Raw genomic sequence first — 26,625 nt, 5'->3', positions numbered from 1 at the left:
CATAGCCTATTTAATCCTAATTACTCACTTAACTACGGTTTTTATGCAAAAAAAATAGCCCTCTATAGTTAGAAGGCTTTAATACTGCTTAAAATCAACTCCTATTACATTTTCACCCTCACGGATCAACCTGATTACATTGCAGCCTTGATCTCGTAAAAGTTTTAAGACCATTTCATCTGTTAGAGCTTCGTGTTCCTCTCGAATCAAAAACAAATTTGATACACCTACAATCTCTACATCATCTGGCCTGCGCTTGAATAAAAACCGTACTGGCACTATTGTTTTGTAATTCATGATCTTCACCGCCTTTTACAAATATTTCTGCATAAGATGTTGATTAACCTTCTTACTGCCGTTTTAAGATGAAGCAGATAACTAATAATGTTGTCTGTTTTTTTGTTATATACAAATTATGTCGAATTACCTAAAATGGTAATGAAGGGGTGTGTGTAAAATTAAAAAAATAGTGGCAGTAATTGCAATTGTCTTAGTAGCGCTTGTAGGAATATCTTACTTTGTGCTAGATTCAAGATATGAAGAAGGAGTCATAGTAAACGGGTTTCCAGTACCTAAAGATGCTGAAGTATTTGGGGAAGATGAACTTATAGATATTGAATCAAATATATCTAACTCGCTATATTTGGATTGGCCAAAAGTGACGAATGGGCTTCCTTTTGACTATAAGCTTTTAATTATGTTAAAAGGCTGGAAAGAGGTCGACAGTGAAAAATTTGAAGATGGGGACACATTAAGGGTTTATACAAAAGATGATGCAGAAATTAAGCTTACAACTACGGAAAGTTCTATAGGTATACTTTTATCTATGCCTAATAAAAAATAATTAATATTTAAGTTAAACCAAAAAAGCCCAGATACTCAATTTGAGTCTGGGCCGAGTGATTATTTACTTCGCTGCTCAATAATAATCTTCAAACCTTCAAAATCTCCAGTTGTTAACGTACCAGCATCGAATTTATCAAGCCAAGACTTATCAATCTTGCCTTTATCTACAGATTGTTTAATGTAATCACGTACAGTATTTTCAGTTGTTGGGTTTGTAAATCTCATTGTTTCATCATCCTTTTCTGTTGGTTTTTGTATTTCCATTGGCTTCATTGCTTCTTCAATCCGTTTCAAGAAACTATTCCAACGGTCCTCATTTAAAATTCTATGTGGACAATATTTACCATTCCAGTCCTGATGTTTCTTCACTCTCTCAATGCCCCAGCCATATTGTTTCAATAATTTTGCAATGTACTGAACAGCATTTTCCTCAGCTATTCCGTATCGAACACCACCACTTTTGCTGTAGCAAATTTCTACCCCGATAGATATACGGTTACCCTTCTTGTGTGCGTTAGGATCAGTATTACCTCCCCCATCTCCACAATGCCAAGCGTTACGCGTAAACGGAATAGCTTGAATCACCTCTTTATCATCTACAGCAACATGGTAAGACACTTGGTTGTTGTTACTAATCATGTACGAAATCTCGTTAGCTGCTGGCGCATCATTGGCTGTATTGTGTACAGTGATATATTGAGGCACCATTATATATGGAGCCTTGATTGAATACTTGCTTGAAGGTAAAAAGATTTGCTTGAATGTATAAGACATTATTCATCATCCTTTGGTTTTTGGTATTTTAATGCCTGAACACTATCGCTGACATCACTTGTTGTAGGATCAACGACGATCCCTAGCAAAATCAAAATACTTAAAATGGTATTAAAAATAGCAGTGGCTTGTTCGCCAACTGCTTCAGGTAAACTATATCCAAATGCTGCCGTTACTTGTTGAACGAGCAATAACAAAAATGCGAATAATGACACTAAAAACGGTTTGTGTTTTAAACGTACTTTCCAATTAATTTTCATATAATTTTTCCCCCAGTTCATCAATTCGTTTATGGGCCTGCTTACTTGATTCTTCTACACGTGTGACACGTTCTGATAAATCCATACGTGCTTTTTGCTCTACTCTCATGTCCACCCTAATGTTTTCTACACCATTACTAATTGCGTCTAATTTTGTACTAATTACGGCTGATTCTGCGGCACTTTGTTGCACGTCCTTATCTCTGTTTTTCAGGAATGCAAGATAAGTAAATAGCATTCCAAATAAAGCACTTAACACACCTACAATAGCTGTTAACTCCATAAAACACCTGCTTCCTCAAATATAAATGCAAAATCCCAAGCGTTTGGGAATATAAAAAGCACCCTTAACAGAGGATGCCTACTCACTACGAACTGGTTCTTTTCCCACGAATGTGAAGGATTTTACTGTTCGTCCAGTTTCTATCAATATTTCATTTGCTAATTTCCTCGCAATAACATTTGGGTTAGTAAAATTCTGACTGACCTTTGGTGAAATGTACGTAGCTGATTTTTCTACACCTTTTCTTAAGTATGTGTAACCACATTTAAAATGCACTTTTTCATCTTTCATCTACATCACTCCTTTATTTATCTTTCGACAAAAAGAAAGGATGACCTCTAACAAGTTTTTGAGCAACTACAAATGATATTTTATCTTCAATGTTGCTCCTTTATCTTTCGGAGGTTTCTCTAAAATCTCATCGTTTTCTCCCATAGCTTTATACATCGCATCACAGCACATAGGCATCCGATGATTGGGCCCAGGATAACCACCTACTAATTTATGAACTTCTTTAGAAGTAACTACTAGTTTTGATAGATTATTTTCTCTTCCGATCTGTTTTAATAGTTCAACACAATTATAAAATGTTTCTGTCGTTAAATTGATCATATACACACCTCGCTTATTATTTCCAGTGTAAGGAAATAAACTGCTTGAAGCAATAAAAATAACGCTAAGCCTATGCTTGCGTCTCTGCTTCATTTTCAGTATTTGTATTTTCAATCACCTCTGCATGGCTGTAAAAAGAACGACTGATTAAAATTTCATCATTAGCCATTGCAAATTCTTTATTATTAACTTCGTTAGTTAACGTATCTAAGAATTTTTCAGGTTCTGCCGAAGTGTATAAAATAGTTTGCCCAACTTGAACCATCACATTGGATTCACTCGTTTTGTCTAGTGCCTTTAGTTTAGCAACAGCAGCTATCAAACCTTTAGACATACTTTTCTTACCTATTACAGCTGCAATTGATTGTCGCTGATTATATACACCTGCTACACTTTTCAAATCAACTCCTGTCGTTACTACCTGTCTGCCATCATTCAATATCATTACGTATTTTTCCATTTTATTATCTCCTTTTATGATAGTTTTACTGAACCTACTGTTGAGCCATTCACCTGTACATAAAGAGTACCATTAGAATAAGAGATTCCGATGCCAGATGAATTTGCCCTTGCAACCCCTCGAACAGCTGCATAAGAGAAATCAACGGTTCCGTTAAAGTCTGTAGTTCCTCCACTTGTTCCAATTGTTATATCCGTAGAATTCAAATTAATTTCTTGAGCATTTAATTCCATACCGTAACCGGAACTGTTGATTCGATTTGAGTTATTAAATACCAAAGACTTATAACCGCCACCCTGGCCTAGATACAGATTGTTACCTACTGTTGCATCTGTAGCAATATTAAGACTAGATGTACCGGTTATGCTTCCATTAGCAATCACAGCACCATTAAAGTTAATACGTTGGGCGTCAACAGTATACGACCAAGCATCTTGATTGATTTTTGAAACGATCGTATTACCGTTGTACTCCGTGTAAGATACCTTTTGAGTGATTTGGTTACTCATCTGTGTAATGCTTGACTGTGCACTACTCATTTGTGTATTCAGTCCACCAATTTGAGTGCTATGAGAGGTAACGGTGGATTGGATGCCACTTGCTGTAATCTCTAACCGAGAAACATCTTCTTTAACTGAATTAATGCCACCGTTTATTGTCGTCACTTCTGACCTTACTTCTGCCCTAATTTGAGCTGCTGTTTGAGAAATTGACGAGCTGAGACGCGTTTCCATACTTCCCATGTCCGTATTAATATTCGTTACATGTTGCGTCATTTCGGTTCGTAATTCACGTGCTGTAAGACTTACCATAGCTGTGTATTCAGTTGTAATATTTTTTTCTAATTCAGTGACTGTTTCGTTTAACTCCCAACGATACTCGCGTTGGATAATCTCTTTTGTCTGGTCAATACTCTCGTTGACGTTATCTTCAGTATCTTTAATCTGATCCTGCAAAATTTCTTCTGCTGTTTTAAATACATAGTTTCCTACGTTTACGCTTGTAGCAACAAATTCCTCACCGTTCCATTCTTCACGAACTTTTAAAATCCGTGTGACGATTGATAAGCCATCCATAGGCTCATAGATTGTGTGAATGGTCTCTCCTAGCTCATGCGTCTCACCTAATTGAGCAATGTCCAGTTCATAAGAAATATCGATATCTTGAAACTTAGCTTTCGCGCGCTCATAGGCTTCTTCATATGTTTTAATACGCTCATCATTGATGATGTCACCATAAACGGCACGGTCGTATTTACTAGACGTTGGCGATTCAAAGGTTGCTGTTTGCTGCAGGTCCTCTCCATAGTTGACGATGACATGAGTAGCTAGGTTAGTTGAAATGGAATCCTTGGATAGATTTCTAAGGTTATGAGCATATCGATACTGCTGGCCATAATCATCACTCAATGATTTTCTAATCTCAAAAACTCGACTAGGTAATAAACCGAATTCAACCTGTAATCTGTTGCAGAAGTCTCTAAACAGTTTCCAGACGTTACTACGCCCAAAATCCTTTAACTCAATACTTGATTGCACACCTGCAGCATCAAAGTTAAAAGACCATCCTGTGCCAGCTAATAATGTGGAAAACACTTCGTTCGGAGTATAAACGCCTGTCAATCTCTGATTGAATGGTGTTCCAGCAAGATCCATAACAATATGCAAAGCACTTATGTTTTTATAATTTGTTTTATTACTTAACTTTTTAATACGGTACTCATGGTCATTCACAACTACAATCGCTTCTTCTTGCAGATATGGATAGGCTGGATTGTTAGCCCTATTAACAACAACCATATTCAGTTCATGAGCATGACTGATTTCTAAATCGATACGACCTGATTGTATATGGTTGATTGGGTATTCGATACCTTTATGTTTTACTAACGGCATGATTGAACACCAACTAACGTAATTTTTGGCGCTGTAATTTTAGTACAATGAACATAATGTTCAATTTTTGTTTTACCCAGCTGCATTGTGATTTTCATAATCTCACTTCCTTTCAAGCAAAAGAAAAAAGCATCCTCAAAAGAGGACGCTTTGATAATTATTTGATATTTAATTTTTAAAGACTTACTGTACAATATGGAACTATTAAATACCTTCAGTATTAGCTAAAATATAATCTTCAACAGCAACACGATAATCCTCATTCGTAACATCTTCAATGACATAAACTTGATTGGTCTTCGGATTTAAACCGCCATTCATGATACGCTCTGCTGCAATACGCACTACAATTTGGTTAATCATTATAAAATCCCTCCTACTTGTGCATCTGTTTGTAATAAAAGAATATCTTCTTCTAATTGATTTATTTTCAATTGTTCCTTTGACGGTTCAGGTTCGGAAAAATACTCAAATACAGGTTCTTTTGTTTCAGGATTAATTGAAGCAATATACTGTTTCAACGAGTCATAATAATTGACTTCTAAGTCCACGTATCGAATTTCTCCTTTTATTTCTTCATGTTGCACAGGAAGCGTAGATTCCCATATCTCTCCTGTTTGCCATAGAATCTTACCTGTAGAATCAAAGAAAATCCTATTTCCTCTTGAGAAGTTCATATTAATACCACCCTCCTTATCTAACCGACAATTGTATACTTATAATACCTAGACGCTATTGGAACTGGCATAATAACTGTCCACTTACCATTCAGACTCGTAACACTAGCTATCATCAAATAAGAAGCCTGACCAGTCGCAGTTGCCCCTCCAAAGTACCCTGTCACATGTCTAGATAAGTTAACTCCTAAACCTTCATCCTCAGCTATATACAGTGACGAGTATTCTTCTCCATTACCAGTTAGCGTCATTGAAACAACACGTATGATTTTGGGCGCAAATGGAATGTCTTCAATGGATATATAAGGTTGAAATAACGTACCTGTACCTTTAGCAAACTTAAAGCTATACGTATTTGATGGTGATAATTTTGTACCTGTCATCATTAGCTTTGCAGGAATAGCATCAATGTTAGCAACCATTTGAGCAAATGTAGCATTTGCTGAGGTAGCGACACCCTTACCAGTAATAGCGGTTGCTAAATTCTGTTTACTATTACCTACATGTGTAAAAATCGACTGTTGTTTAGGCGACTCATTTGGCGTAGCTTCAGGTACTTGTAATTCAAATTCAATAGAATCTAAAGCTTCAAAGGCATTTCCTTCACCTGTTAGATATTCAATTTCTAAATAAATAGCAGCATTACTTTTTCGCTTCGTTATAGGAATTACGGGCTGTTTAGTTGCAAGCTTAACAACCTGAGAACCTAACACAAACCTATCAGCAACATATGAACCTAGATACAATATTTCTGTAGGGTTAGCTAAAGATGATGTATCTCCTGCTAACCTGAAAACATTTAACGAGTACTCAAATCCACCTGCATTAGTTGTTGAAATACCATTGTGTACAGCTCCCCTGATAAGTAATTGACCGTTTAAAGTCATATCTTTAAACACCAACCATAGTGATTCTGCTGTACTGTCATTTGCCCATCCATTGAATACAGGAAAACGTCTTATTGCATGGTAAGGACTCAGTGATTGAGTACCCCTAGCGTTTGCTTTGCCGATTTCAATTTCTGACCAAGTATTACCATTTTTAGTCTCTAACTTATCATTAAAGTACCTTATACCATGTGCGCCATTTTCAGAAAGTACATCTTGTACCAAATGTTCAGTAAATCCCTCAATCTCTAATTGTAAATTCTCATTTAATTCATTTTTAGAAATACGATTTCTTGCCAATTGTATCTCCTACTTTCAGTTACTTTGATTATTAATCCTTCAAATAAATTTATCCCCTAACTCAATTAAGAAGTAGGGGGAGTATTGTAACGATATTTGAATAAAATTCTTGTTTTACATAGTCATAATGATTGCTACGTAACACTGAACAATATGGAACAATAAAAAAATAAAATTTTTTTTACTATTATTTAAGAAAAAAGTCATCTTTGCTTGTTAAAATTTCAGAAAATGACATATGTTTAAGGGGTTTTTAAGTCCTTATCTAATATCAAAAATTTCACCACCTTTATTTATATATCAAACTCCTTATAAAAACACCGTTTTTCACCCAAATATTTACATTATATAGATTCTATAGTATTATAATCTCAAGTATTAAATTTATAAAAAAGGAGCGATAACTATGATTGGAACAATCATTTTCGTATTCATAATAACGCCGATTATGGGAACTACCCTATTTTTCGGTGGCCAACAAGTTAAAAGCATTTTATCTTAAACATATTATTCTTATCGAATACTATGCTTTATTTAAACTAAATGGCATTAACCGAATTATTGGTTAATGCCATAATTTCTCGCTCTGCAATTTCTAATTCAACATAATGTTGCAACTCAGTTGGCTTAACATCTTCAATCGTCCGAACTTCACCCATGATACTTGTAGCATAAGCTTTTACCAAACGTTTTTGTACAAGTGTCAATCCTTCAAGATGTTCCTCTGTCATTGTATAACCTCCAATTCTGTAAGAATTGTTAACATTTTAATTTCTAGTTCGGCATTAGCAAGTTCTTCTAGTGTAGGTTTTAACGACTCTAGTAATTGTAGTGCTTCACGTTCAGTTTTTTCTTCTTCAGTTTCTCCTTCAATCCATTCTGCTCCATTCCATTTATATTTGAACAAGCCACTTGGAATATCTACAATAATGAAACCTTGTTTATCTTCATCAACAATATTCCCATGTTCGTTAATTTCAGCAATATATATTTCTTTTAAATACATATTTTCATCTAATTCATAAACCTGTTTACGCTTACGCAAATTAAGCACCTGCCCTGTAACTAAATTTGAATGATGCAAACGCACTAGCTGTAAGTCCTCCTGAAACGATTAAATAACCGTTGACTTGTAGTGTCATAGTTTTCAGACCGACAGGGTTTGTGGTTTGAGGTATTACAACCTGAGTAGCTATGGCTGGTCTGTACCCTACAGGCATTGTAAAAGCAATCATACCTGACGCATCTGCTCTTGCCTGACCTTCCACATGCACTCTACCTAGACTGTCTTTGTAATACGAAATAGGGTAAGTGGAATCTTGCGTACCCATAGTTAAAACTGCTTGTATGAAATTTTCTTGTACTTTGTTTGCTTTTAAATCATTCACTTGCTTAACAGCTTTAGGAGATGCAGCTTGTAAAGGTGTTTCTGAATCAATTGAATCAGACAAACGAATATTACCTATCATCCAGTTATTTAAATAACCAGATGTGCCAGCAGCCACAGTTCCCCATACATACTTACCAGACACATCTTTCTTTGCAACTCTTTTGAACGAGCTTTCTCCTAGATTGTTGTTATTCTCGCTATAGGCTGTCTGTACGATAAAACTACCATCGCTAGACTTTTTCACTTCTACCAACCAACTACCAAAATTCGAAGGAACATTAGGTGTGTTTTCTGGAACAGAATAAAGTCCATTTTCAACTAAATCATTCAAGTCACCTATAAATGGTTTAGTCACACTACCAGTCTCAATTTCATTCCAATTAGAATCCTCTTTAAACTCTAATTTATCATTAAAATAACGTATACCATGAGCACCGTTTTCAGAAAATACATCTTGTCCCGAATGTTCAGTAGTAGTATTGATCTCCTGCTGTAAAGATAATTCTAATTTCTGTTTAGCTACACTGCCATCAGTTAATAAGCTACCATCAGTAGTTGGTACTTCGCTATCTTTTGGTATGTTTTTTAAAACTCTAACAAAAAATGCAGAATTAAAATAATCTAGAACAGGTTGTTTTAGTCTCACAATACTTCCTGAGATAGTGTAGTCGGTTTCTGGATATAAGACTATTCCATTCAATACTAAAAGCAAATCATCGTCTACTGATAAGGTAGATAGAGGAATTTCTAAAGTTGTTTGACCTTCACTTGTAGCAGGAATAGTGTATTCGTACTTCGTCATTTTACCAATTTCTCCACGTACTCCTTTAAGTGAAGCTAACCATTCTTCAGATGTACCAATATATCCGTTATTTACAGCAACCTCATATGCTGATAATCCATCTTTTCCAGTGTCACCTTTCTCCCCTTTTTCACCTTTAATATTACCCACGTTTACCCATGTATTCGTATTCTCTGACCAAACGTATAATTCTCCATTAACAGTGTAAGCATCTCCTTCATTTCCTTCAGTAGGCAATTGGGAAACATCTGTTAATTTATCTAAAATACTTAATGCAGCACCTGTATCGCCTTTTTCCCCTTTATCGCCCTTAGCGCCTTTGTCAGCAAACAAAGCCCATGTACTTTTATCTGTGACAGGTGTATTGATATTATCTTTTAAAGCAATATAGGTTCGACCATCAACCTCTGCTAGATTATTTTTATAGTATTGAGTTGTAGATGACCATGTACCTTTTGGATCAAAATTATCAATAAGTGATTGCATTGAGTTAATCGCATTTTGGGCATCTTGAGTAGCTTGAAAAGCAGCATTTTTAGCCTCTACCGCATTATTTGTAGCAGTTTCAGTAGCCTGTATTGCTCCACTTACCTCAGTTAAAGCATCACCAATTGTGTTGAGAGCTGTTTGTAGTGCGTGATTATTAGCATTTATTGCATCCTGTGTAGCTGTATTGTTAGCGTTGATTGCTTCTTGTACAGTTGAATCGACTTGAGCAATATAATTTTGTAAATCTGTTTCAGCGTTCGCAATAGCCTGCTCAAGACGAGCAATTAATTCATCTACTTCATGACCGCCTGCTAGTGCTTTAATTTGTAACTGCACATGATCAAAGTAAGCCATGATACGTGTCCAGTTCTCATTCAATCTGTCGCGACCTTTTTTATCAATAGGTGAGAGCGTTTCTTGTAAAGGGTATTTTTCTGACACCTTTGACTACCTCCTTTACTTAAAATAAAAAGGAAAATCAAAACTGATTGAAGTGATGGTGCCACCACTAATCGAGAATTGATTATCCCCTCTTTTTAGAGATATTAATTTTTTATTAGTTTGACCTGTGACTTGTTGGCCGTTTTTCAAATAGCTCACACCATCAAGTACAAGAGTATCATTGGTTGAAAGAGCTCCACTGTATCGGAATACATCTCCTGTTGTAAGGTTCTCTATTTGTACATAATTAGCAAATGAACCTTTTAACACGATTCTTAAAGGCATGTAACGTGGATTGACGATAACTTGACCATGATTTCTCACCATAAAATCGTTACTAGAAAATGTGAACTGTGGTGAATCTTCATCCCAATCAAAGCCTAATCCCCAAGCAATTTGATCTAAATCCCACTCCTTATTAAGTAGCTGCATCGATGTAAAAGGCGTTTCGCCATAAGGTAAGTCACTTGTCTCGAACTCTATGACTCGCTTACCCTTTAGCCCTTTCCACTCAATCGCATCATTATTAATACGTTCGACTTTCCAGCGTTTATACATGTGCGGTGTCCATTCAACGGCATCTAATGCACCAGTAAACGATGATTGCCCTGGCATTTCAAATCCATAACTGCTCGTCATTAGTTGCTGATAAATATAAAATTCCTCATCACCATCAAGAATGTCGGCCAGTTGATCCGTTAAAAGTTCTGTGTCAGTAAGGTCTTTAGCTTGCAGTATCATCGTTAACTGTAGTTTTCTAACACCATGATAGCGCTCTGTTCTATTTCTACCTGGTCGCCCTTTAATGTTCTCTGAATTGTAGACGATATCAATTGGAGCAACCTTCAAGATCGGGACGCCATAATCAGTTAAATTATGACGTTCACCATCCATCGTCTCTAAAATAGCCATTATGGCATCACCCTTTCTTAAATGTTTTTAGTTGGAGATTAGTAGCACTTCGATCATCTAACCAATACTCAACCTCTTCACCGTTCCACTCTGAATGCACATTTACACTTATTGGTTGCTGCTCATAATCAATATCTTGTACGAGATCCTGATTAATGTATTGTGATGTATCACTTGTAAAACTGTTACCTGAAAAGGCTGTTTGAATAGAACCGTTTTGTAACCAAGAAGCTAAAGAAGCTCCTGCATTTCTGGTTACTGCATTTGCACCATCTAAATCAAGAGTTGTTTGAAGTGTATTTTTCAGGCTATTTGCCATTGTTTTAGCTGTTGATTGCAGTTTACCCTTCATAGAGTTCAATCCATTGATAAGCCCTTGGATAGCTTGTACACCAATTTTAGGAAGAGATGCAGACATGAGGTTAAATTCACCTTCAGCCCCATACCGTAGCTTTTTGACTTCAGACTCAAATGATTTTTGTAGCTTTTTCAACTCTGTTTCAGCATTGGTATTTAGCTTTTTAACCTCTTCTTCCATAGAGAGTCGTGCTGATTCTAACTCTTTGGTAGCTTGTTTTTTAGCAAGTTCTGATTTCGTTTGCCACAGCATCTGGTACTCATTTAATTCACTAGCAGTCATTCTTGTTAAAGCTGCTATTTCAGCTGCAGACTTGGCACCCATTTGTTGCAGTTCACCGATTAATGCAGAATCAAGCCCTCTGGCTTCAAGCTCAAACAGATCATTCATCCAGCCGCGCATCGTATCAACTTGACCTCGTAAATTTCCCAATAAGTCAACATCAGTCATGTCAGTAAGCGATACTTTATCGAAAAGACCCCAAGTATTTTTCAGTGTTTCTACTCTTGCATCATACGTTTGTTGCCACTCGTCACGTAATCGCTTTTCTTCATTTGCTAGATTATCGTAGACAGTTTGCACTTTGGATAAGTAGTCATCAGATAAAGACTTCAATTGATCATACAGCTCTTTTTTAGCATCATAGATTTTTTCTTCATACGCTATTTGCTCATCACTACCAACCTTATATTGTTTCATATATTGTTGGTAAGCTTGAATTCTATCTGTCAAAGAAAGAGCGTTATACTTGGTTGCTTCATCAATGAACTTGATTTCACGATCATACTGCTCTTTTAACACTTGTTGATAAGCACCTTGAGCATTTTCTAATGCTTTTCGCTTAGCAGCTGTACCGTCCTTTAGATGCTTCGCAACATCTTCCCAGTAGGCTTTTTCATAGTTAGCACTAATGTTGTACCATTTCTTTTGGTCACTTAGTAGTTTTTCAAATTCATCGTAGCGTGTTGCAGCATGCTCTTTGGCGTATTTCTTACTAATGTCATTGATTTGTTTTAATAAACCCTGTGAGGCTTTAAGAGTACTACTGAAATCTGGAACAATCGCATTAGCCATTTCTTGAATTGCTGATTTTGCAATGTTGATGTTGTCTAATATTCCCTTAGCAATTCCAGCTGGAATCCAACGCGATATTGCGGCCATGACGCGACTGGGGCTATGAATTCCAAGCGCTTCCTTCACCCATTTTGGAATCTTATCAGTTAGTTTTCCAAGTGCTTTTGCGACAGAACCGAACATTGAGGTGATACCAGAAATAAGTCCATTTACGATATCAACTCCAGCTTGTTTCACACTACCGATAATTGATTGGAAGGTTTTAACAATTATTGAACCGATTGATGCAGCTGTTTCAAGTATGACGTTCCAAGCTTTCGACCAATCGCCTTGTAAAATTGCCATTCCAGCTTCTTGAATTCCAATAATTAAAGCAATTCCAGCCTCTATGATGCCAGTAATTACAGACCAGGCAATTTTAAAAATGCCCTTTATAACAGCCCAGCCAATGCTTGTCGCTGTAAGCATGCCATCCATCATAAGTGATATTCCAGTGACAACAAAAACACCAATTTTCGACACGATTTCCATGATGCCTTTTCCGTGTTCATCCCAGAAACTTTGGAACTTAGCGAGCTGTTTTTTACCGAAGTCAACTATAGTTGATAGCGCCTCTGAAATATCTTTAGCGATTTTTCCGTAAACTTCTTTTGTTCGGGCACTTATCTTTGCCCACGCCTCGTTAACAATGTCGCGGAACCACTCTACTTTGTTATAGGCCGTTACTAAAATAGCAATAAATCCTGCTATAGCAGCTACTACTAAACCTACAGGCGTAACTAACCAACTAAGTTTACTTCCAAATTTCCCTAGTACATCCCACGCCAACTTAACAGCATCTTTGACTTTATCAACAATACTAGAAAAGTTCTGTAGGTTTGGAAGTACACGTAACACAGCTGCTGCTAAGTTACCAAAAATCGATACTACAGAGATAACTATAGGTACTAAAGCAGAAATGACCCCTAAAACCACTGGCAGAGCTGCTATCAACATAGCTGCAGTTTCATTTGTTTTTAGTAAGTTATTAAACCATTGTAGAAATGCGTTAGCTGCAGCTAAAACAGCGGCACCAATTGGAGCGAATGCAATACCTAGATTTATAATCAAATCCCACAGATTGCCTAATAATGCTAATACAGCTGGCGTTGATTCTTGAATAAAGTTAAGGAATTGTTGGAACTGTTGATTTTCACCTAATGTTTCAGCCCAGGCTCTAAAGCTCTCCATCATCTCTGCAAGACGTGTCATGAAGCTACCGCCCATATCACTAAATGCGCTAAAGAATGCGATAATCCCCATTGTTAAGTCCGCAAAAATAGATGAGATAACGGGCATGTACTTTTGAACATAGTCTATAAACGTTTTAAAACTTTCTGATTCACTTAATTTATCGGCCCAGGATGCAAAGGATTGCATCATTCCATTGAAGTTTTTGGACCAAGCTTCAGCTGCAGGTGCAAGAGCAGCTATTAAACTACCAAGCCCAGCTATCAGATGACCGATACCTGCAATTACATTTTCAAAAATTGATGCACCGTATTTGTTGAACGTTTCGAAAATCTTTTGAATCGGTTGACTGTTGATAGATTTATCAAAAGCTTGCATCATTTTAGCTGCACTTTGTGCTACAGATTCAATCATCGGTGATAATGATTTAAGTATTTTTTGTGCCCCTTGCATAGCGCTCGTAAAGGTTTGTAATACAGGTTGTTCAGTAGCTTTAACTAAATCATCGTAAGTATCTTTAAAACCGTCCCATGAATCTTTTGCACGTTGTTGCTCAGCGCTTAACTTTGCGGTCTCATCAAACAAATCTTTGATTGTAGGAATGGCTACTGCAGCTAATCCCACAAAACCTAACGCTGCTATTCCTAGCGCACTAGCCATAATTAACAATTGACCTGCTAGCACGCCAATCATGACACCCAACGAGCCGATCAAACCAACAAGAACGGATAAAAATTGTGACAGGGCAGGCACCAAAGATAATAAGGCTCCACCTATCATTTGTTGTCCAGCTTCAGCGAATGCTTGGACAGTATTGGCGTACGATTTCATTGCACGAGTGTAGTCAGCCCAAATCTTTATGACAATATTTCTACGATCTAACGCATTTGCCTGGTGATTAACTATAGCTGCGCCTGCCATGAAATTACTGATATCTGCTCTAATATCAATAGTTACATCACGTATAGCAGTAAGCAAAGCCTCGATGGTTGTTAAATCTGTGACAGCTCCTCCACTGTGCATATTTAAGTCAACGTCAACTTCAACTGATTGTTTGCCCAAAGCTTCTAACTCTGCTTGAACCATTAGGATTTGTGTATAAAACACATCCATATCAAGCGATACTTTTATTTGAATAGATTCACCATCTAAATCTTGTGCTAATGCTCTGACTTGTAAGAGATCACGCATAAAATCATTGATCATCGCTTCAATTTCAACAGTTGCTTCAGTCGCATCCAACTTTTGCAATTGTGCTTGTACTTGCTGCACCTTCTGCATAAACTCATTGATCGATGCATTAATCTCTACTGACACACCTGTAGCAAGTTCATGCATTTGCCTATCAACTTCGGCCATTTTTCGTTTGAAGTCTAATATATCTGCATCAACTTCGGCTTTAAAGCGCTCAACTGGCATATACTCACCACCTCTTTATGATTTCTTCTCTACAAGCTCCCAATCAAATGTTTTTAACTCTTCGCGCATTTGATCATATAGCGTGAAGTCTAGTTCAATTTGTTTCGTGTTATTAGTTCCTGAAAGTATTTCATTACGTGCTTTTTCCGCATCAAAGTATTTTTTGGCTGGCGGTTCTTTAGATTTCTTTTGCTTAGAAACAATGCCAGCCACCCAAGCAGCTTGAATGGCTCGATCAAATTCATCGATTTTTGCTAACTGTGAACCTTGCAAGAAATTGCGATACTCCCTAGGTGTCCATGAGTAAATCAGTTGCATGTCATATATCCCTAGGAATCTAGCACAATTACGTTCAAAATCATCATAGGTTAAGCCTTCGCTTTTTCCTCGAATAGTTCTAGTCCAGTGATCTCCTTGTACCCCTCCGCCAGACGTTTCAACATCAATGCTGTCTTCTGTTCCTCGTCTTCGTCTTTGCGTTTCATCTCTTTTACGAGCAGCATATTCTTCTTGAATTTCGCAAACTCGTTTCGAGAAAAAGCTGATTCATCAATAGCATCAAATACTTCTGAAAATAGAGCTGTTGCATCGTTTTCTTCATCCATACGTTGGTCAATAGCAGTTAAAATTTCATCTTGCGTTGGTGGTTTTTTTGTTGCTAATTTAATTGCTGATTCCCAAAGATACAAAAGCCCCTCAAAATCTTGTTCAATCAATAGAGGTAATAATCTTGAGAAACCGCCTGAAACTTTCTCCTTTTGAGGAACATCTTTATCTTTTGATTTCTCTTCTGGAATCACTTTGTTTAGTACTTTATCCAGCATAATTGAACATTTCAAATCGTAATCTGTGTCTTTAATTGTTAATGTAGGCATTTTTATTCCTTCTTTCTTTTAATTTGAATTTTGAATAAGAAAAAGACGAACTTAAGTCCGTCTTAATTAACTTCTACAGTTACCGTAGTAGTAATCGTAGGATTATCTTTAGATTTCACTGTAATCGTTGTGGTACCAGCTGCTACAGCTGTAACTAATCCATTAGGTGATACAGTAGCAACAGATGCATTAGAAGTTGTGTATGTGACATATTGATTTGAAGCATTAGCAGGAGTAACCTCTACACTTAATTGCTGCTTATCTGTTGGTGTTAAAGTGAGTGTGTCAGGTGTCACCGTAATTCCTGTCACCTTTGTGCTGTTGACAATGTTTTTTGAATCGCCTGTAGTGTCACCTGGCTTCTGGAATCCGTATTTCGCAAAATTAATTAAGCCTGGCGGTAAATCCATGAATGCGCCTTCTGTTGACTCAATTTGAACTGTCATAGATGCTGACAATTCATCTAAACCTTCAGGCGGACTAGAAGTTTCGAACGAATCAACAACTGCATATGCAAACTTCGCGTCATGCGTACCTTCGTCATTTTTTTCTGTTTCAATTTCCCACACCTTTAGCTCTTTTCCATCCTTTATCGCTTGATAGATGGCTTTCTGTCCTGCATCTCCTTTACGGCCATACATGGATAATTCCATTGTTTCTGTTAAGGTACCAATTGCTGAGATTGAACCCATCTTTGTAGATTCAGTGGAATTGTCACGTTCTACACTGTGTGTATAATCTGTTTGGAAACCTGGCACTAAACCATCGGCACCCAGAGCATTATCGACAGGTTGTACCATAATAATTTTTACCATTGTAGATCCTCCTATTTTGTTTTTAATAGTTTGTATTTATAAGTGATTACACCATGTTTTTGTACAGTGTTGATGTCATCAAAGACACGTGGCTCTCTTGGTGTCACTTGCAAAATTTCATAAGACGGCAATTCAATTCTGTACTTAAGCGCCTCATGAACAGCATCTAAGATTTCATAAACTTTTGCATTGCCATACTCACCACTTGTTTCTTGATTGTGATATACATGTATGGCTATTGTTTCTTCAGCAATGTCCTCGACCTTTACGTCACGGTCAATGTTCAATAACGGTTCTCCAAGGTACACATAAGGAAATGGTGTATCCTCTGTCACATGATCGAATACACCGGTGACTAAAATTAAAAGCGATGCATCATTGGATAACCTTTGATACACCGCCGTTTGCAATTCTAAAAATGGTAGTGCCATATTGTCACTTCCCTAGCTTTCTAAATTCTTTAATAAAATAATCTGCTGCTTCATCTACAGCCTGTTCCCAGAAGAACTGAGCTCGTTGTCCATGAGTCAGTACGAAACGGCCCCACCGTGTATTGAAGTACACCCAAGGGATTTTCTTTGCTCTACTTCCTCCTGGTCCTTGTGCGTAGATTCCTGTTCCGTAGTTTACGTAGATTGCATAAAAAGCTCCGATTTCTAGTTTTGCACCATACCCATCAGCATCAAATGTCACCATAATTGAATCAGCCATTTCACCAGTTTCATGTGGCATTCTAGCTTTCAACTCTTTTTCTAGTAACAGAGTTGTGTTTCTGATAATACGCTTTATTTCATCAATAATATCGTCCTGCCACTTTTTAAGAGCTCGCTCTACTCGTCTATTTCCTCGCTTTGTGATACCCATTACTGCACCCTCTTTAATGGTAAACGCATGACTTCATGCATGCCGCCCTGGTCCTCTGCATCACCTGCAGCTGTGTACTCGATACCTTCAAACTCAATTCTTGCTGTTAAAGGTATTGAATCCTCGTATGGATAGTAAATATCTCTATGGAATGACACGCCAAGTTGTTTCATCTCTACTAATCTTGATGATGTTGGTGTATCTACAAAACAGTCAAGCTCACCCGTTTTAACCCATTTCTTCGTAGAACCGCCAGAGCCGTTTGGAACTGGCTTTTCTTCTTTAATAATCACAGTATGAGGGAACTCATCCATAGGGTCGAAAAACATGGAATCTCGCCTTTCTATAACGTTTTAATAAATCCGTAATAGCTACAGGCATATCATTAAAATCAAATGAGTATGAAACAGATCCCATTTTTCTTGACTTTAATCCACTGGTTCCACTGAAAAATGGGACTGCTTTAGCCAAAAACAATTTGACATTTGGTGGCATGTTTTGAGGTGTGAAGCAGGTATTATAATCCTCATTCACTTTATCAAGCAACACCGGTAACATAGCTTTGTAGTAATCAACATTTGGCTTTTTAACTTGACCTAAAGTTGCATAATATTTCACATCATCATCTGTGACATCCCACATACTATTCACCTGCTGTTTCGGCCAAGGACGCATTATAACCTGCTTCCAAAAGAGCATAAGCAGCTTTTTTGTCTTTAGCTCCTGAATGATCAATTCCTAGTGTATCTAAATCTTTTCGGATATCGCTTTCTGTAATTTTGTCATAAGGTGCTAAGAACCAATATCTTTGTTCTTCCGCAACTTCCTCTACAGCCCCAGCAAGACCTTTCTCTTTTAATTCCTCAAGTAAATCATTGTCAACGTTCACAAGTTCACCTGCTTTATGGGGGTTACCATGAACCTTTGCATTTTTTAATAACTCTACTGAATATTTCATTCATACCTCTCCTTTCTGAGAAATAGAAAAAAGCGACTAATGATCAAGTCGCTTGATTATAAAACAGTTGCAATAAACACTTTATCTGCAACAGGGAATGATGGCAGTACAATTTCAGAAACAATCGTTTGAACATTCACTGGATGCTCTTGTTTTACAGTAGTGATAGCCACTCCTGTATTCACGATCTCAACATTAGCTTTTGTAGCACCTGTCATTAGATCTGATTCTTCTGGTGTAGTACCATACACTGTATTGCCTAGCGTACCTGTTGGTGGAATTAATGTGAACACACCATCTGGTACAAACTTTTGTTCAACACCAGCTTCATCTATATACGTTTCATCATAGACTGCAATCTTTAACTTTAATTTACGCTCCAGATAGTTCTTCACATCATCCACAGTAAGAATGATATTTGATGCACCTAGTGGATTTAAATCCTTACGAATAGACTCATGTGCAGCTAAATAGGATAAAGTCACACTGTTTAATATACTTCGAGCTCCATTTGCTAATTTAATTGCTAGCATCCATCGCATGATATCTTGAATTGGTGTCGAATTTGGATCTGACCAGACGTCAGTGCCTGTTAGCACTTCAAATTGTGATGGATCAAACTCATAATCGTAATCGTACTGTGCACCTTCAGCACCGCTGTCGATAGAAATTTTGCCTGTTGTAAGAAGTTGCATACGCATACGTTCAGTTGTAGCATTTGCTCCATCAACAAGTGCTTTCTGGTCGTCATACACATGCTTTAACACTGCTTCAGCCAATTGAGTTTGACCACCAGCTAAAAGAGTGTTTACTTGTTGACGCTCCTTCTCCTTCACATTCATTTGTTCTCGGAAGAAGGGCATTTCTGTTTCGATTTTTTGAACACCAATACGTGGACGAACAGGAGCATTAGCATCAAACGCTGCAGCTTTTAAAACTACTGGTGCACCATGACGGCCCTTTAAATAAGATAATTCTAGTCCTAGTTGTTTATCATTCGGAAACAAAGACGCTCCTAAATAAACCTTTTGCTCGGAATTTTCAATGTAATCCTTGGTATTTTTCGCTGTTACTAAATCAAAGATAGTTGGCATACTTTAAACCTCCATTATTTTAAGAATGTAATTTGTTTTAACGCTGTTACTGCTTCAGCTGCTGGTACTTCAGGTAATCTGTTTAAGTCAACAAAGCCGTGAATGACTGCTGCTCCGTTAGCAGGACCATACGTCACATCTACGTCATAACGTAGAACGCCTTCAGCAGAAGCACTATTTGCTTTCGTTGCTTTTACTGTGCGGTTATTTAAAAAACCGCCACCAACAATCGTACCTGCAGGAACAATTTTCTTTCCTTCTGCATTCGCTATAATGCCTGTGTCGTCTACATACACTGATACTGATACATGATGTTCAGGAAATTTTAAAATCTCAACAGGCGTTGTATATTCCGTCTTTTTAAATTTCATAATTGCTTATCCTCCTTATCCGAAGAACGCTTTTTGTTGTTCTTCAGCATTTTTATTCTGATTTTGTTGTGCTACACGTGCACCAGTTGATAAATCTACACCGCCGCCTGATCCACCACCAGGATTACGATTAGCACCTTTAAGCTTTTCTTCTACTTGGGCTTGTACAATGGCATCAAGATCCGTTTTAAAATTATCCAAAGTGGTATTTGTAACTGTTTCATCGTCACCAAGTAATTTGTCAATCCACTTGGTTGCAAACTTTGCATCATACCCTTTGTCAGTTGCATAAGTAAGAGCTGCTTCTTTCAATGCTGCTCGTTGTTCTGATTTTTCTTTTTGATCAAGACGTTCTTTTAATTCACGAATAGTCTTTTGTTCAGGAGTCTCTTGCGGATTTCGCTTTGAAACTTCCTCATCGATTAATGATTGAAGGTTGTTATCCTTCCATGTTTGAAGTGCTGTATTGTGATGCTTGTCCTTCTCTGAATCTAGTTCACTTTTTACTAGAGCATTGTGTGATGCTGCCACAACTACGTCACCTTTTTCCAAACTCTCAAAGATATGTTTTTCAAAAGCCGACTTATCACCAGCTTCAACCAATGTTTTTAATGTCTCAAAATTTACTTGCATGTTATCCTCCTGTCCTTCGCACACTCTCGCCCGCGAAACACTTAGTCATTTGTTCTTTAATGTCTTCAAATGCTTAAAAAAGACAAAACAAAAAAGCCGTATTTCTACGCCTTGAATTTCAATTCATTTTGTCTTAGCACTTGATATAAAATGATGGCTAATCGATTGACCATATCTTCATCCTGCTCTTCATACCCTGATTCTTTAAACATAGCGTGAACTAATTCGTGTATAAACACTTGTTCTTTTTTAGTCTTACTCATTGAAGAATCGATATCTATTCTGGATTCAGCATATAATACCTGTCCCATAAGATTATATGTTTTAAGCAAACCTTCTTGATAATGCACTGTATAGTCAATACCAGCAACATTTACTTGTAGTGGAATTGGCATTTTATATCACCCTTTCTCTCCATATTGCTCAAGCCAGTCCTCAAACGTAATGTACGGCACAATCCGTTTTGGTGGTTTAATTCCATCTTGGGCTTGCTTCAATGCCTGAAGATATGTTTTATTAGGTAGCAATTCATCAATACGCTCAGCAATCTTTATTTGATATCCTGGATCTTGATAATCATAAATGCGACTGAACTTTGGATTTCGACCACCAAAAAGAAGGATTATTTTGCAACGACAGCCATAATTCATCGAAGGATCTTTCCACAGTTTTGGTCGCTTCGCTCTATCTCCAGCATAATGGAAATAACCTCCCTCATCTGCAAATTGGCTATCTAGAATTCGATGTGCATGTCTCACCTGCATATCTCTCATTGAGATCCACATCTTTTCAACACCGTCTACCTTGTCTTTGAGAGCATCATATACTATTTCTTGTACGTAGTTAACCGTACTATTAAACATCTCCTGAAGACGTTTAATTCCATTGTTTCTGGCTGATTGAGTACGCTTTTTTGCTTGCTTAGAAGTGGCCGAAAATTCTTCTTCTGCTTTCAGGTTATCTTGTGTGTCCATAAAGACGCTATATACATAATCATCTTTATGCTTTTTAAATCTGAGCAGAGTTTCATACTCTGACTCTTTTAAAAATTCTTTAAGTAACCTTTTTCGATTCCTCAATAACCAGTAGATAATAGCAACTGCTGCGCTTGTGCCAGCTGCTGCACTTGTGATATTCAGTAACTTACCTTCCTCGTTACTTAGGTACATGTAAATCAGATAGGTATAAAGTAAAAACGTCATATTAAACGTCACTTCCTGCATCTTTAAGGCTTCTTCTAACAGCTTTTGATACTCTGCTGTAGAAATGCCATCAAATTGCTTTACCAAAGCCTGTAATCGGCTGTATTTACGATATTCTAATAGGTTGTTTCCATACTTCTCATAAGCTTCCTGTAGGCATTCAACCATTCTGCTTTGCAAATGAGAGTAATGCTTATCAAAAGATTTCTCGTATTCTTCAAGTATCTTTTGCAATCTTTCAAAGATTTCTAGTTGGTCCATGTAGCCACCACCTATTCATCTTCATTTGTCTCATCATTTTTATCTGAATCCTCAATGTCCTTACGTTTCAAGTCTTCAAACTCTCCCTGGAACTCGGCCTTCTCTTGTTTCATGGCCTCCAGTTCAGCCTCTACATCATCAATTTGACTGAACAACGACAAGCGTGTTCGTTCTGATACCCTGCCTTGGAGAATCGACTGAATCTCGGCCTCTTCTTTCAGGTTTGATGGTAGGTTACGTTTGAAGCCAAACCAAATTTTGAGATAGTCATCGGGGCTACAGATATTCAGTAATGACCATCCAGCACAGAGCAATTTAAACTGATAGGTCAAAGCACTTCGGAAACGTTGCTCTGCTAAGATTGTTTTGAACTCAAGTGCAAAGATTTTGAAACGCATTGCAATTCCACTGATATTCCCAGCAAAAGCCTCATCGTTGAAATTCACACTCTTTGCAAAACGAGTGATATTTTCATCAAGACGGTCTAGTAAATGCTCAATCATCGAATCATTTACATCTTTCGTCAGGTACTTCACATCTGAGTCAGCACCCCATAGTTCAAGTGCACCTGATTTATTAAGCTCTTGTATGTCCTCATCATCCATACCAATATTCCGTAAAATAAGAATAGCCAAACGAGTAGCTTCTACCTCGCTGTTTGCATCACTCATTGTGCGGTCATATGCATCTACTAGGGCAAGTATCTTAGAAGCTTCACCTTGTAAAGCATCATTGTTCTCTACACCGAACAGAGGAGGATTAAGCAAGTAATGCGGTATAACATCTACTAACTCAAAACCACTTGAACCACTTTCAAAAAACCAGGTATTCTCCTTATCATGAAACTCTGCTACCTGCACTTTCATTTTGGTACCATCAGCTTTTATACGAATTGTCGAGTAATACTGGATAGAGTAAGAAGGTTCATGCATGTTTTCGTGATACAAGAAGATACACTCAGCTGGGTTAACATTTGAGACTCGTAGCACCTGTTTACCGTTGTCCTCTGACCAGTAAACTAACCTAGCACCATAGCCAGCGATAGATGTCTGTATTCCAGTTGACGTGTCCTTAGCAGGCATATTCTCACGTATACGCATTTCATCAATTGTAGCAGTAAGTACTTTAAAGTTTAGTGATTCTTTTTCTACTACATAATTAATCGGATGCCCAAGGAAATACCCAACTTTCGTGTCAACCACATCTGCGTCAAAGGCATTATTGAGCTTGTTGTTAATTAGCTGGTCAATACGTTTCATATTTTCACTAGCTATTGGAAGCTCTATGATTGGACGCTTCATAATAGGTACATCTGTTGTGTCATACCTTTTCTGCAACATTTCTACTTCACGCCTAATTGGCTTATGCTCGTTGATTATTTGAGCAAGAATAGTCTCGTTGATGCCATGGTCATCTAGGTAAGGTATGTATGCTTTAAAAGCATCCATCTGTTGACGAATTGTTAGTTTCTCATCCATGTTTTCACCTACTTTCTTTTAGCATTAGCTCCTTTAACATTAGCTACTTCGTAATCATCGAGTCCGTACCACATCGCTGAAAACGTATGTGGGTCAATATTAAATTCATCTTCAATGATTTCATCTGTTTTAGGATCCTTTTTGAAAGTAAGTTCTTTCAATTCTCGAATTGTGTTCACGCATGCCTCTGAGCAAATGATACGCTTGAATCGTTTCATCTTGCGCGTGTTATCAATTCTTCTTAACTTTTTACATGAAAGCATTCTAAAACCTCTTTGTTGATAATATGCAATGGCTTTCGCATCCTCGTTATCCGCTTTAATCAAAACTTTCTTTAACCCTTCTGCTGCTAACTCATCCGCCACAATATCATCAGTTAATCCACGCTTATAGTACTCCCAGTAGATGTATAACCATTTGTTTTCATGGTCCACTACCATTCTCAAAATGGCATTGTAAGAATCAACAAATCCAAAATCCATGCCATTCTTATACAGAGGCTTTCTTATGCGTGCTATTTCATTCATCACTTGGTCATGCGGCTTTGTTTCGAATTGAGGAAGTACTAACACTCCATTAACTCCAAAACGCCCTTTACGAGCAATTCTGTGAAGGTCTGGGTCATACGAAGCCATTTCATCAAGCTGCTCAATGTAGCTACCTGGTAAAAACAAATTATCATCAGCTGTTGAGTGGTGATAATACGTGTTGTTCACTATGACTGTACGTAGCTTATATAACTCCTCGTCGTCTAAGACATAATAGTCTTCCAGCTCGTTCTTAAAGAAATGCTTGTATACCCAATTCCCTTTTGATACTGGATTGGTCGAGAGAATAATAAACAGGTCCAGTGTTGGGTGTCGTAAGCGCCCTAGCAACTCTTTAAAACCTGCATATTTAATCTCACTACATTCCTCCAACCAAATAAGAGAAATGTTGTTGATTGATTTTAGTTTTTCAGGTTTATCCATTCCTCGAAAGATTATCTTTGAACCATTCGGAAACTTCACTGTCATTGGTGATGAACTTGTCTTTATCTTGCCCGATAGCCCTAAGTCCTCAATAATTTCTGTAAACAAAGAAAACGTACTGTCTCTATGCGTATCGTAAACTTCACGAACGACAAGAGCTGTACGTTTTTCTTCAAGTAATTTTAAAAGTATTTTCAACGCTACGTGATAGGATTTCGAAGAACCGTACCCACCGACAAGAAGTTGAGCTTTACAACGCCAGTCGAAAAGGAAATCTTCGAAATGTGGATTCACTTCCTTCTCGACTGAAAGTGTCATTTCTTGCTCAACTCCTGGTCGTAGGATCTGAATAGCATATTGTAAAATATGTATATATTTGGATACAATCCTATAAATATAATTATTTCTTTTCATATATTTCAATTAAAATAGCTAAAACTGCATCTCCAGAAACCTCCTGGCTTTGTCCATTAACTTTAATAGCACCTTCAATTGAAGTAAATACACCTGCATTTGCTAAAGAAATACCTTCTTCAGAATAAGGAAACCCTAAAATAATTTCCTCTAAATCATCATAGCCATTAACTTCGGCTTGAACTGTTACATAATCACCAGATTCATTCTTCCAAATTGGATTTTGAGTTGTATTATCAATCAATTCTTTAAAAGTAAAATCTTCTTCAAAAACTTTAGTATTTTGTACTTCACGAATATTTCCATCTAAAATCGATGTTACTTTATTAACTTTATTATTTAAGTTTGCTGCTACTTCCTCACCCTTTTCTAAAACTTCTTCACCTTTTTCTAATACTGATTTTCCTTCTTTTATAGTTTCATCTAAAGAACAGCCTGTTAAAAATAATATAGTAAATATCAATAATACATTTCTCTTTAACACCCAACTAATCATTATGTAGAATATAATCAGGCTTAATTTGTATATATGACCCAAACATTCCAATCACCTCCTGTGAAAGTAGTATACCAAATAATTTTCGGAAGTTGAATATTTGTAGAAACATTGTTATATCAACATTCTTACAACTACACTTTTTATTGATTATGCAAGATTTTATATATCGTTGATTTATCGGGCTTTAAGCCAACTACTTTAATTTATTCCCCATTTTTTCTTGCATAAAATCATAGACGTTTTTTGCCGACAATTTTAATTTCAATAGGTCCGTTTTGTTCATCGCTACCAAGCTTATCGATCTCCACTTTCGTTTTATCAATTGCCAACTGCATCTGTTCAAGTTTTAATCTACGTTCGTCAGCTTCATCGGCCAGTTTTATAAAATGGTTAATAGAAGTACGCAACTCACTAATAGCTCTTGATTGAGCAGTAAGTAGTTGCGCCTGTCGTTCCCATGCGAATTGGAATTCATATTCTTCTTCTGTTACAGCCTTTTCTACGCCTCCGCCATCCTCTTTAGAACGCGGATAGTATTCGTACTTTGCCTTTTTGAGCTCCTTTATTATTTCGTCTTTTGATTCAACGTGCATAATGCGTTGAGCCCTTATGATTGCAGCATACTGTATCTGTATTTGGTCCCATATTAAATCGGCTGGAGAACGCTCATTCATTGCTTCCATTATTTCGAGTGTTTCTTCTGGTAGAAACTTCGAAAAGAAGCCATGTTTCTCTGCTATTGAGTTGCGTTTCGGAAACTTAGGCGTTGGATTAGGATTACCTTTGTTTCCTTTAGCATTAGCATTGCCTTTCGGTGCTCCTACCTGTCTCTCGTTGGTTGCAACCTTTGTAGTTTTGGTTGCATCCTTTTCAGTTGCATCCCTAGTCCACGGATTACCGTTTTTAGAATCCCGGCTCTTTTGGCTCTTAATAGTACCTAATGGAACATCATGTTTTTCAGCTAGTTTAGCAAGTGTAATCTTTGTGGTTTCCCACTCGTTTTTTATTTCATCCCAATTAGCCATATCTCATAAACACCACCTCCAATAAAAAAGCTACCACTAAGAGAGTGATAGCCAAA

General features: G+C 37.2%; 34 protein-coding genes. 1 reads left to right on the top strand and 33 read right to left on the bottom strand.

Annotated elements, in window-relative coordinates; genetic code table 11:
- Window positions 1–78: 78 nt before the first annotated feature.
- Window positions 79–297 carry a hypothetical protein gene (locus ACHZEU_RS22555; protein WP_279495527.1) on the bottom strand — a complete coding sequence of 73 codons (219 nt, stop codon included), beginning with the start codon at window positions 295–297 and terminating at the stop codon, window positions 79–81.
- A 172-nt stretch (window positions 298–469) separates the two neighbouring features.
- Between ACHZEU_RS22555 and ACHZEU_RS22550 the strand changes: the two genes are divergently transcribed.
- The gene (locus ACHZEU_RS22550; RefSeq protein WP_279495528.1) at window positions 470–844 is read left to right on the top strand and encodes a hypothetical protein; all 375 of its coding nucleotides are present in this window, start codon (window positions 470–472) and stop codon (window positions 842–844) included.
- A 59-nt stretch (window positions 845–903) separates the two neighbouring features.
- Here the strand turns inward: ACHZEU_RS22550 and ACHZEU_RS22545 are convergent, their stop codons facing one another.
- The 32 genes from ACHZEU_RS22545 to terS all read right to left on the bottom strand — a co-directional run bounded on the left by ACHZEU_RS22545 (window position 904) and on the right by terS (window position 26,569).
- Window positions 904–1,620: an N-acetylmuramoyl-L-alanine amidase family protein gene (locus ACHZEU_RS22545; RefSeq protein ID WP_404803786.1), complete on the bottom strand. Its 717-nt coding sequence runs from the start codon at window positions 1,618–1,620 to the stop codon at window positions 904–906.
- Window positions 1,620–1,880 (bottom strand): phage holin, encoded by a 261-nt coding sequence (locus tag ACHZEU_RS22540; RefSeq protein WP_279495529.1) that lies wholly within the window; start codon window positions 1,878–1,880, stop codon window positions 1,620–1,622. Before ACHZEU_RS22540 ends, ACHZEU_RS22545 begins: the two co-directional genes overlap by 1 nt.
- Window positions 1,870–2,163: a hypothetical protein gene (locus ACHZEU_RS22535; RefSeq protein WP_279495530.1), complete on the bottom strand. Its 294-nt coding sequence runs from the start codon at window positions 2,161–2,163 to the stop codon at window positions 1,870–1,872. Before ACHZEU_RS22535 ends, ACHZEU_RS22540 begins: the two co-directional genes overlap by 11 nt.
- Window positions 2,164–2,241: 78 nt before the next feature.
- The gene (locus ACHZEU_RS22530) at window positions 2,242–2,454 is read right to left on the bottom strand and encodes a hypothetical protein (protein WP_279495532.1); all 213 of its coding nucleotides are present in this window, start codon (window positions 2,452–2,454) and stop codon (window positions 2,242–2,244) included.
- A gap of 66 nt (window positions 2,455–2,520) precedes the next feature.
- Window positions 2,521–2,775 carry a hypothetical protein gene (locus ACHZEU_RS22525; RefSeq protein WP_279495533.1) on the bottom strand — a complete coding sequence of 85 codons (255 nt, stop codon included), beginning with the start codon at window positions 2,773–2,775 and terminating at the stop codon, window positions 2,521–2,523.
- Between the two features lie 70 nt (window positions 2,776–2,845).
- On the bottom strand, window positions 2,846–3,235 hold the full coding sequence (locus ACHZEU_RS22520) for a hypothetical protein (protein WP_279495534.1): 390 nt from the start codon (window positions 3,233–3,235) through the stop codon (window positions 2,846–2,848).
- A 14-nt stretch (window positions 3,236–3,249) separates the two neighbouring features.
- Window positions 3,250–5,130: a phage tail protein gene (locus ACHZEU_RS22515; protein WP_279495535.1), complete on the bottom strand. Its 1,881-nt coding sequence runs from the start codon at window positions 5,128–5,130 to the stop codon at window positions 3,250–3,252.
- 204 nt (window positions 5,131–5,334) lie between these two features.
- On the bottom strand, window positions 5,335–5,493 hold the full coding sequence (locus ACHZEU_RS22510; RefSeq protein WP_279495536.1) for a hypothetical protein: 159 nt from the start codon (window positions 5,491–5,493) through the stop codon (window positions 5,335–5,337).
- Window positions 5,493–5,807 carry a hypothetical protein gene (locus ACHZEU_RS22505; RefSeq protein ID WP_279495537.1) on the bottom strand — a complete coding sequence of 105 codons (315 nt, stop codon included), beginning with the start codon at window positions 5,805–5,807 and terminating at the stop codon, window positions 5,493–5,495. The genes ACHZEU_RS22510 and ACHZEU_RS22505 overlap by 1 nt, the downstream gene beginning before the upstream one ends.
- Window positions 5,808–5,827: 20 nt before the next feature.
- Window positions 5,828–6,994: a hypothetical protein gene (locus ACHZEU_RS22500; protein ID WP_279495538.1), complete on the bottom strand. Its 1,167-nt coding sequence runs from the start codon at window positions 6,992–6,994 to the stop codon at window positions 5,828–5,830.
- 539 nt (window positions 6,995–7,533) lie between these two features.
- Window positions 7,534–7,725, bottom strand: a complete 192-nt coding sequence (locus tag ACHZEU_RS22495) for a hypothetical protein (protein ID WP_279495539.1) — start codon at window positions 7,723–7,725, stop codon at window positions 7,534–7,536.
- Complete coding sequence (locus ACHZEU_RS22490) at window positions 7,722–8,084, bottom strand: hypothetical protein (protein ID WP_279495540.1); 363 nt, start codon at window positions 8,082–8,084, stop codon at window positions 7,722–7,724. Before ACHZEU_RS22490 ends, ACHZEU_RS22495 begins: the two co-directional genes overlap by 4 nt.
- Complete coding sequence (locus ACHZEU_RS22485) at window positions 8,041–10,116, bottom strand: tail fiber protein (protein WP_404803785.1); 2,076 nt, start codon at window positions 10,114–10,116, stop codon at window positions 8,041–8,043. Before ACHZEU_RS22485 ends, ACHZEU_RS22490 begins: the two co-directional genes overlap by 44 nt.
- A gap of 15 nt (window positions 10,117–10,131) precedes the next feature.
- Window positions 10,132–11,028, bottom strand: coding sequence for a phage tail domain-containing protein (locus ACHZEU_RS22480; RefSeq protein ID WP_404803784.1), 897 nt, complete (start codon window positions 11,026–11,028; stop codon window positions 10,132–10,134).
- A gap of 7 nt (window positions 11,029–11,035) precedes the next feature.
- Window positions 11,036–15,109 (bottom strand): hypothetical protein, encoded by a 4,074-nt coding sequence (locus ACHZEU_RS22475; RefSeq protein ID WP_404803783.1) that lies wholly within the window; start codon window positions 15,107–15,109, stop codon window positions 11,036–11,038.
- Window positions 15,110–15,124: 15 nt separating this feature from the next.
- A complete protein-coding gene (locus ACHZEU_RS22470; RefSeq protein ID WP_279495545.1) occupies window positions 15,125–15,427 on the bottom strand; it encodes a hypothetical protein in 303 nt (100 codons plus the stop codon).
- Between the two features lie 50 nt (window positions 15,428–15,477).
- On the bottom strand, window positions 15,478–15,984 hold the full coding sequence (locus tag ACHZEU_RS22465; protein WP_279495546.1) for a tail assembly chaperone: 507 nt from the start codon (window positions 15,982–15,984) through the stop codon (window positions 15,478–15,480).
- Between the two features lie 62 nt (window positions 15,985–16,046).
- A complete protein-coding gene (locus ACHZEU_RS22460) occupies window positions 16,047–16,799 on the bottom strand; it encodes a phage major tail protein, TP901-1 family (RefSeq protein WP_279495547.1) in 753 nt (250 codons plus the stop codon).
- Between the two features lie 11 nt (window positions 16,800–16,810).
- A complete protein-coding gene (locus tag ACHZEU_RS22455) occupies window positions 16,811–17,230 on the bottom strand; it encodes a DUF3168 domain-containing protein (RefSeq protein WP_279495548.1) in 420 nt (139 codons plus the stop codon).
- A 4-nt stretch (window positions 17,231–17,234) separates the two neighbouring features.
- On the bottom strand, window positions 17,235–17,663 hold the full coding sequence (locus tag ACHZEU_RS22450) for an HK97 gp10 family phage protein (protein WP_279495549.1): 429 nt from the start codon (window positions 17,661–17,663) through the stop codon (window positions 17,235–17,237).
- Window positions 17,663–17,977, bottom strand: a complete 315-nt coding sequence (locus tag ACHZEU_RS22445) for a phage head closure protein (protein ID WP_279495550.1) — start codon at window positions 17,975–17,977, stop codon at window positions 17,663–17,665. The genes ACHZEU_RS22450 and ACHZEU_RS22445 overlap by 1 nt, the downstream gene beginning before the upstream one ends.
- On the bottom strand, window positions 17,970–18,305 hold the full coding sequence (locus ACHZEU_RS22440; RefSeq protein ID WP_279495551.1) for a hypothetical protein: 336 nt from the start codon (window positions 18,303–18,305) through the stop codon (window positions 17,970–17,972). Before ACHZEU_RS22440 ends, ACHZEU_RS22445 begins: the two co-directional genes overlap by 8 nt.
- A 1-nt stretch (window position 18,306) precedes the next feature.
- On the bottom strand, window positions 18,307–18,621 hold the full coding sequence (locus ACHZEU_RS22435) for a hypothetical protein (protein ID WP_279495553.1): 315 nt from the start codon (window positions 18,619–18,621) through the stop codon (window positions 18,307–18,309).
- Between the two features lie 56 nt (window positions 18,622–18,677).
- Window positions 18,678–19,715 carry a major capsid protein gene (locus ACHZEU_RS22430; RefSeq protein WP_279495554.1) on the bottom strand — a complete coding sequence of 346 codons (1,038 nt, stop codon included), beginning with the start codon at window positions 19,713–19,715 and terminating at the stop codon, window positions 18,678–18,680.
- A 14-nt stretch (window positions 19,716–19,729) separates the two neighbouring features.
- Entirely contained in the window at window positions 19,730–20,086 is a 357-nt protein-coding gene (locus tag ACHZEU_RS22425) for a hypothetical protein (protein WP_279495555.1), read from the bottom strand.
- A 15-nt stretch (window positions 20,087–20,101) separates the two neighbouring features.
- Window positions 20,102–20,719 carry a DUF4355 domain-containing protein gene (locus tag ACHZEU_RS22420; RefSeq protein ID WP_279495556.1) on the bottom strand — a complete coding sequence of 206 codons (618 nt, stop codon included), beginning with the start codon at window positions 20,717–20,719 and terminating at the stop codon, window positions 20,102–20,104.
- A gap of 104 nt (window positions 20,720–20,823) precedes the next feature.
- Window positions 20,824–21,114: an ImmA/IrrE family metallo-endopeptidase gene (locus ACHZEU_RS22415; RefSeq protein ID WP_404803782.1), complete on the bottom strand. Its 291-nt coding sequence runs from the start codon at window positions 21,112–21,114 to the stop codon at window positions 20,824–20,826.
- Window positions 21,115–21,120: 6 nt separating this feature from the next.
- Window positions 21,121–22,182 (bottom strand): hypothetical protein, encoded by a 1,062-nt coding sequence (locus tag ACHZEU_RS22410; protein WP_404803781.1) that lies wholly within the window; start codon window positions 22,180–22,182, stop codon window positions 21,121–21,123.
- 11 nt (window positions 22,183–22,193) lie between these two features.
- Entirely contained in the window at window positions 22,194–23,660 is a 1,467-nt protein-coding gene (locus ACHZEU_RS22405; RefSeq protein WP_404803780.1) for a phage portal protein, read from the bottom strand.
- An 8-nt stretch (window positions 23,661–23,668) separates the two neighbouring features.
- Entirely contained in the window at window positions 23,669–24,949 is a 1,281-nt protein-coding gene (locus tag ACHZEU_RS22400; protein ID WP_279495560.1) for a PBSX family phage terminase large subunit, read from the bottom strand.
- Window positions 24,950–25,031: 82 nt separating this feature from the next.
- Complete coding sequence (locus ACHZEU_RS22395) at window positions 25,032–25,508, bottom strand: hypothetical protein (RefSeq protein WP_345803558.1); 477 nt, start codon at window positions 25,506–25,508, stop codon at window positions 25,032–25,034.
- 266 nt (window positions 25,509–25,774) lie between these two features.
- On the bottom strand, window positions 25,775–26,569 hold the full coding sequence (terS, locus tag ACHZEU_RS22390) for a phage terminase small subunit (RefSeq protein ID WP_279495562.1): 795 nt from the start codon (window positions 26,567–26,569) through the stop codon (window positions 25,775–25,777).
- Between the last annotated feature and the right edge of the window lie 56 nt (window positions 26,570–26,625).

The sequence above is a fragment of the Lysinibacillus sp. S1 genome (genome assembly GCF_044986265.1).
In the GTDB taxonomy this organism is placed as follows: Bacteria; Bacillota; Bacilli; order Bacillales_A; family Planococcaceae; genus Lysinibacillus; species Lysinibacillus capsici.
This window is presented reverse-complemented; position numbering and strand designations above follow the sequence as displayed.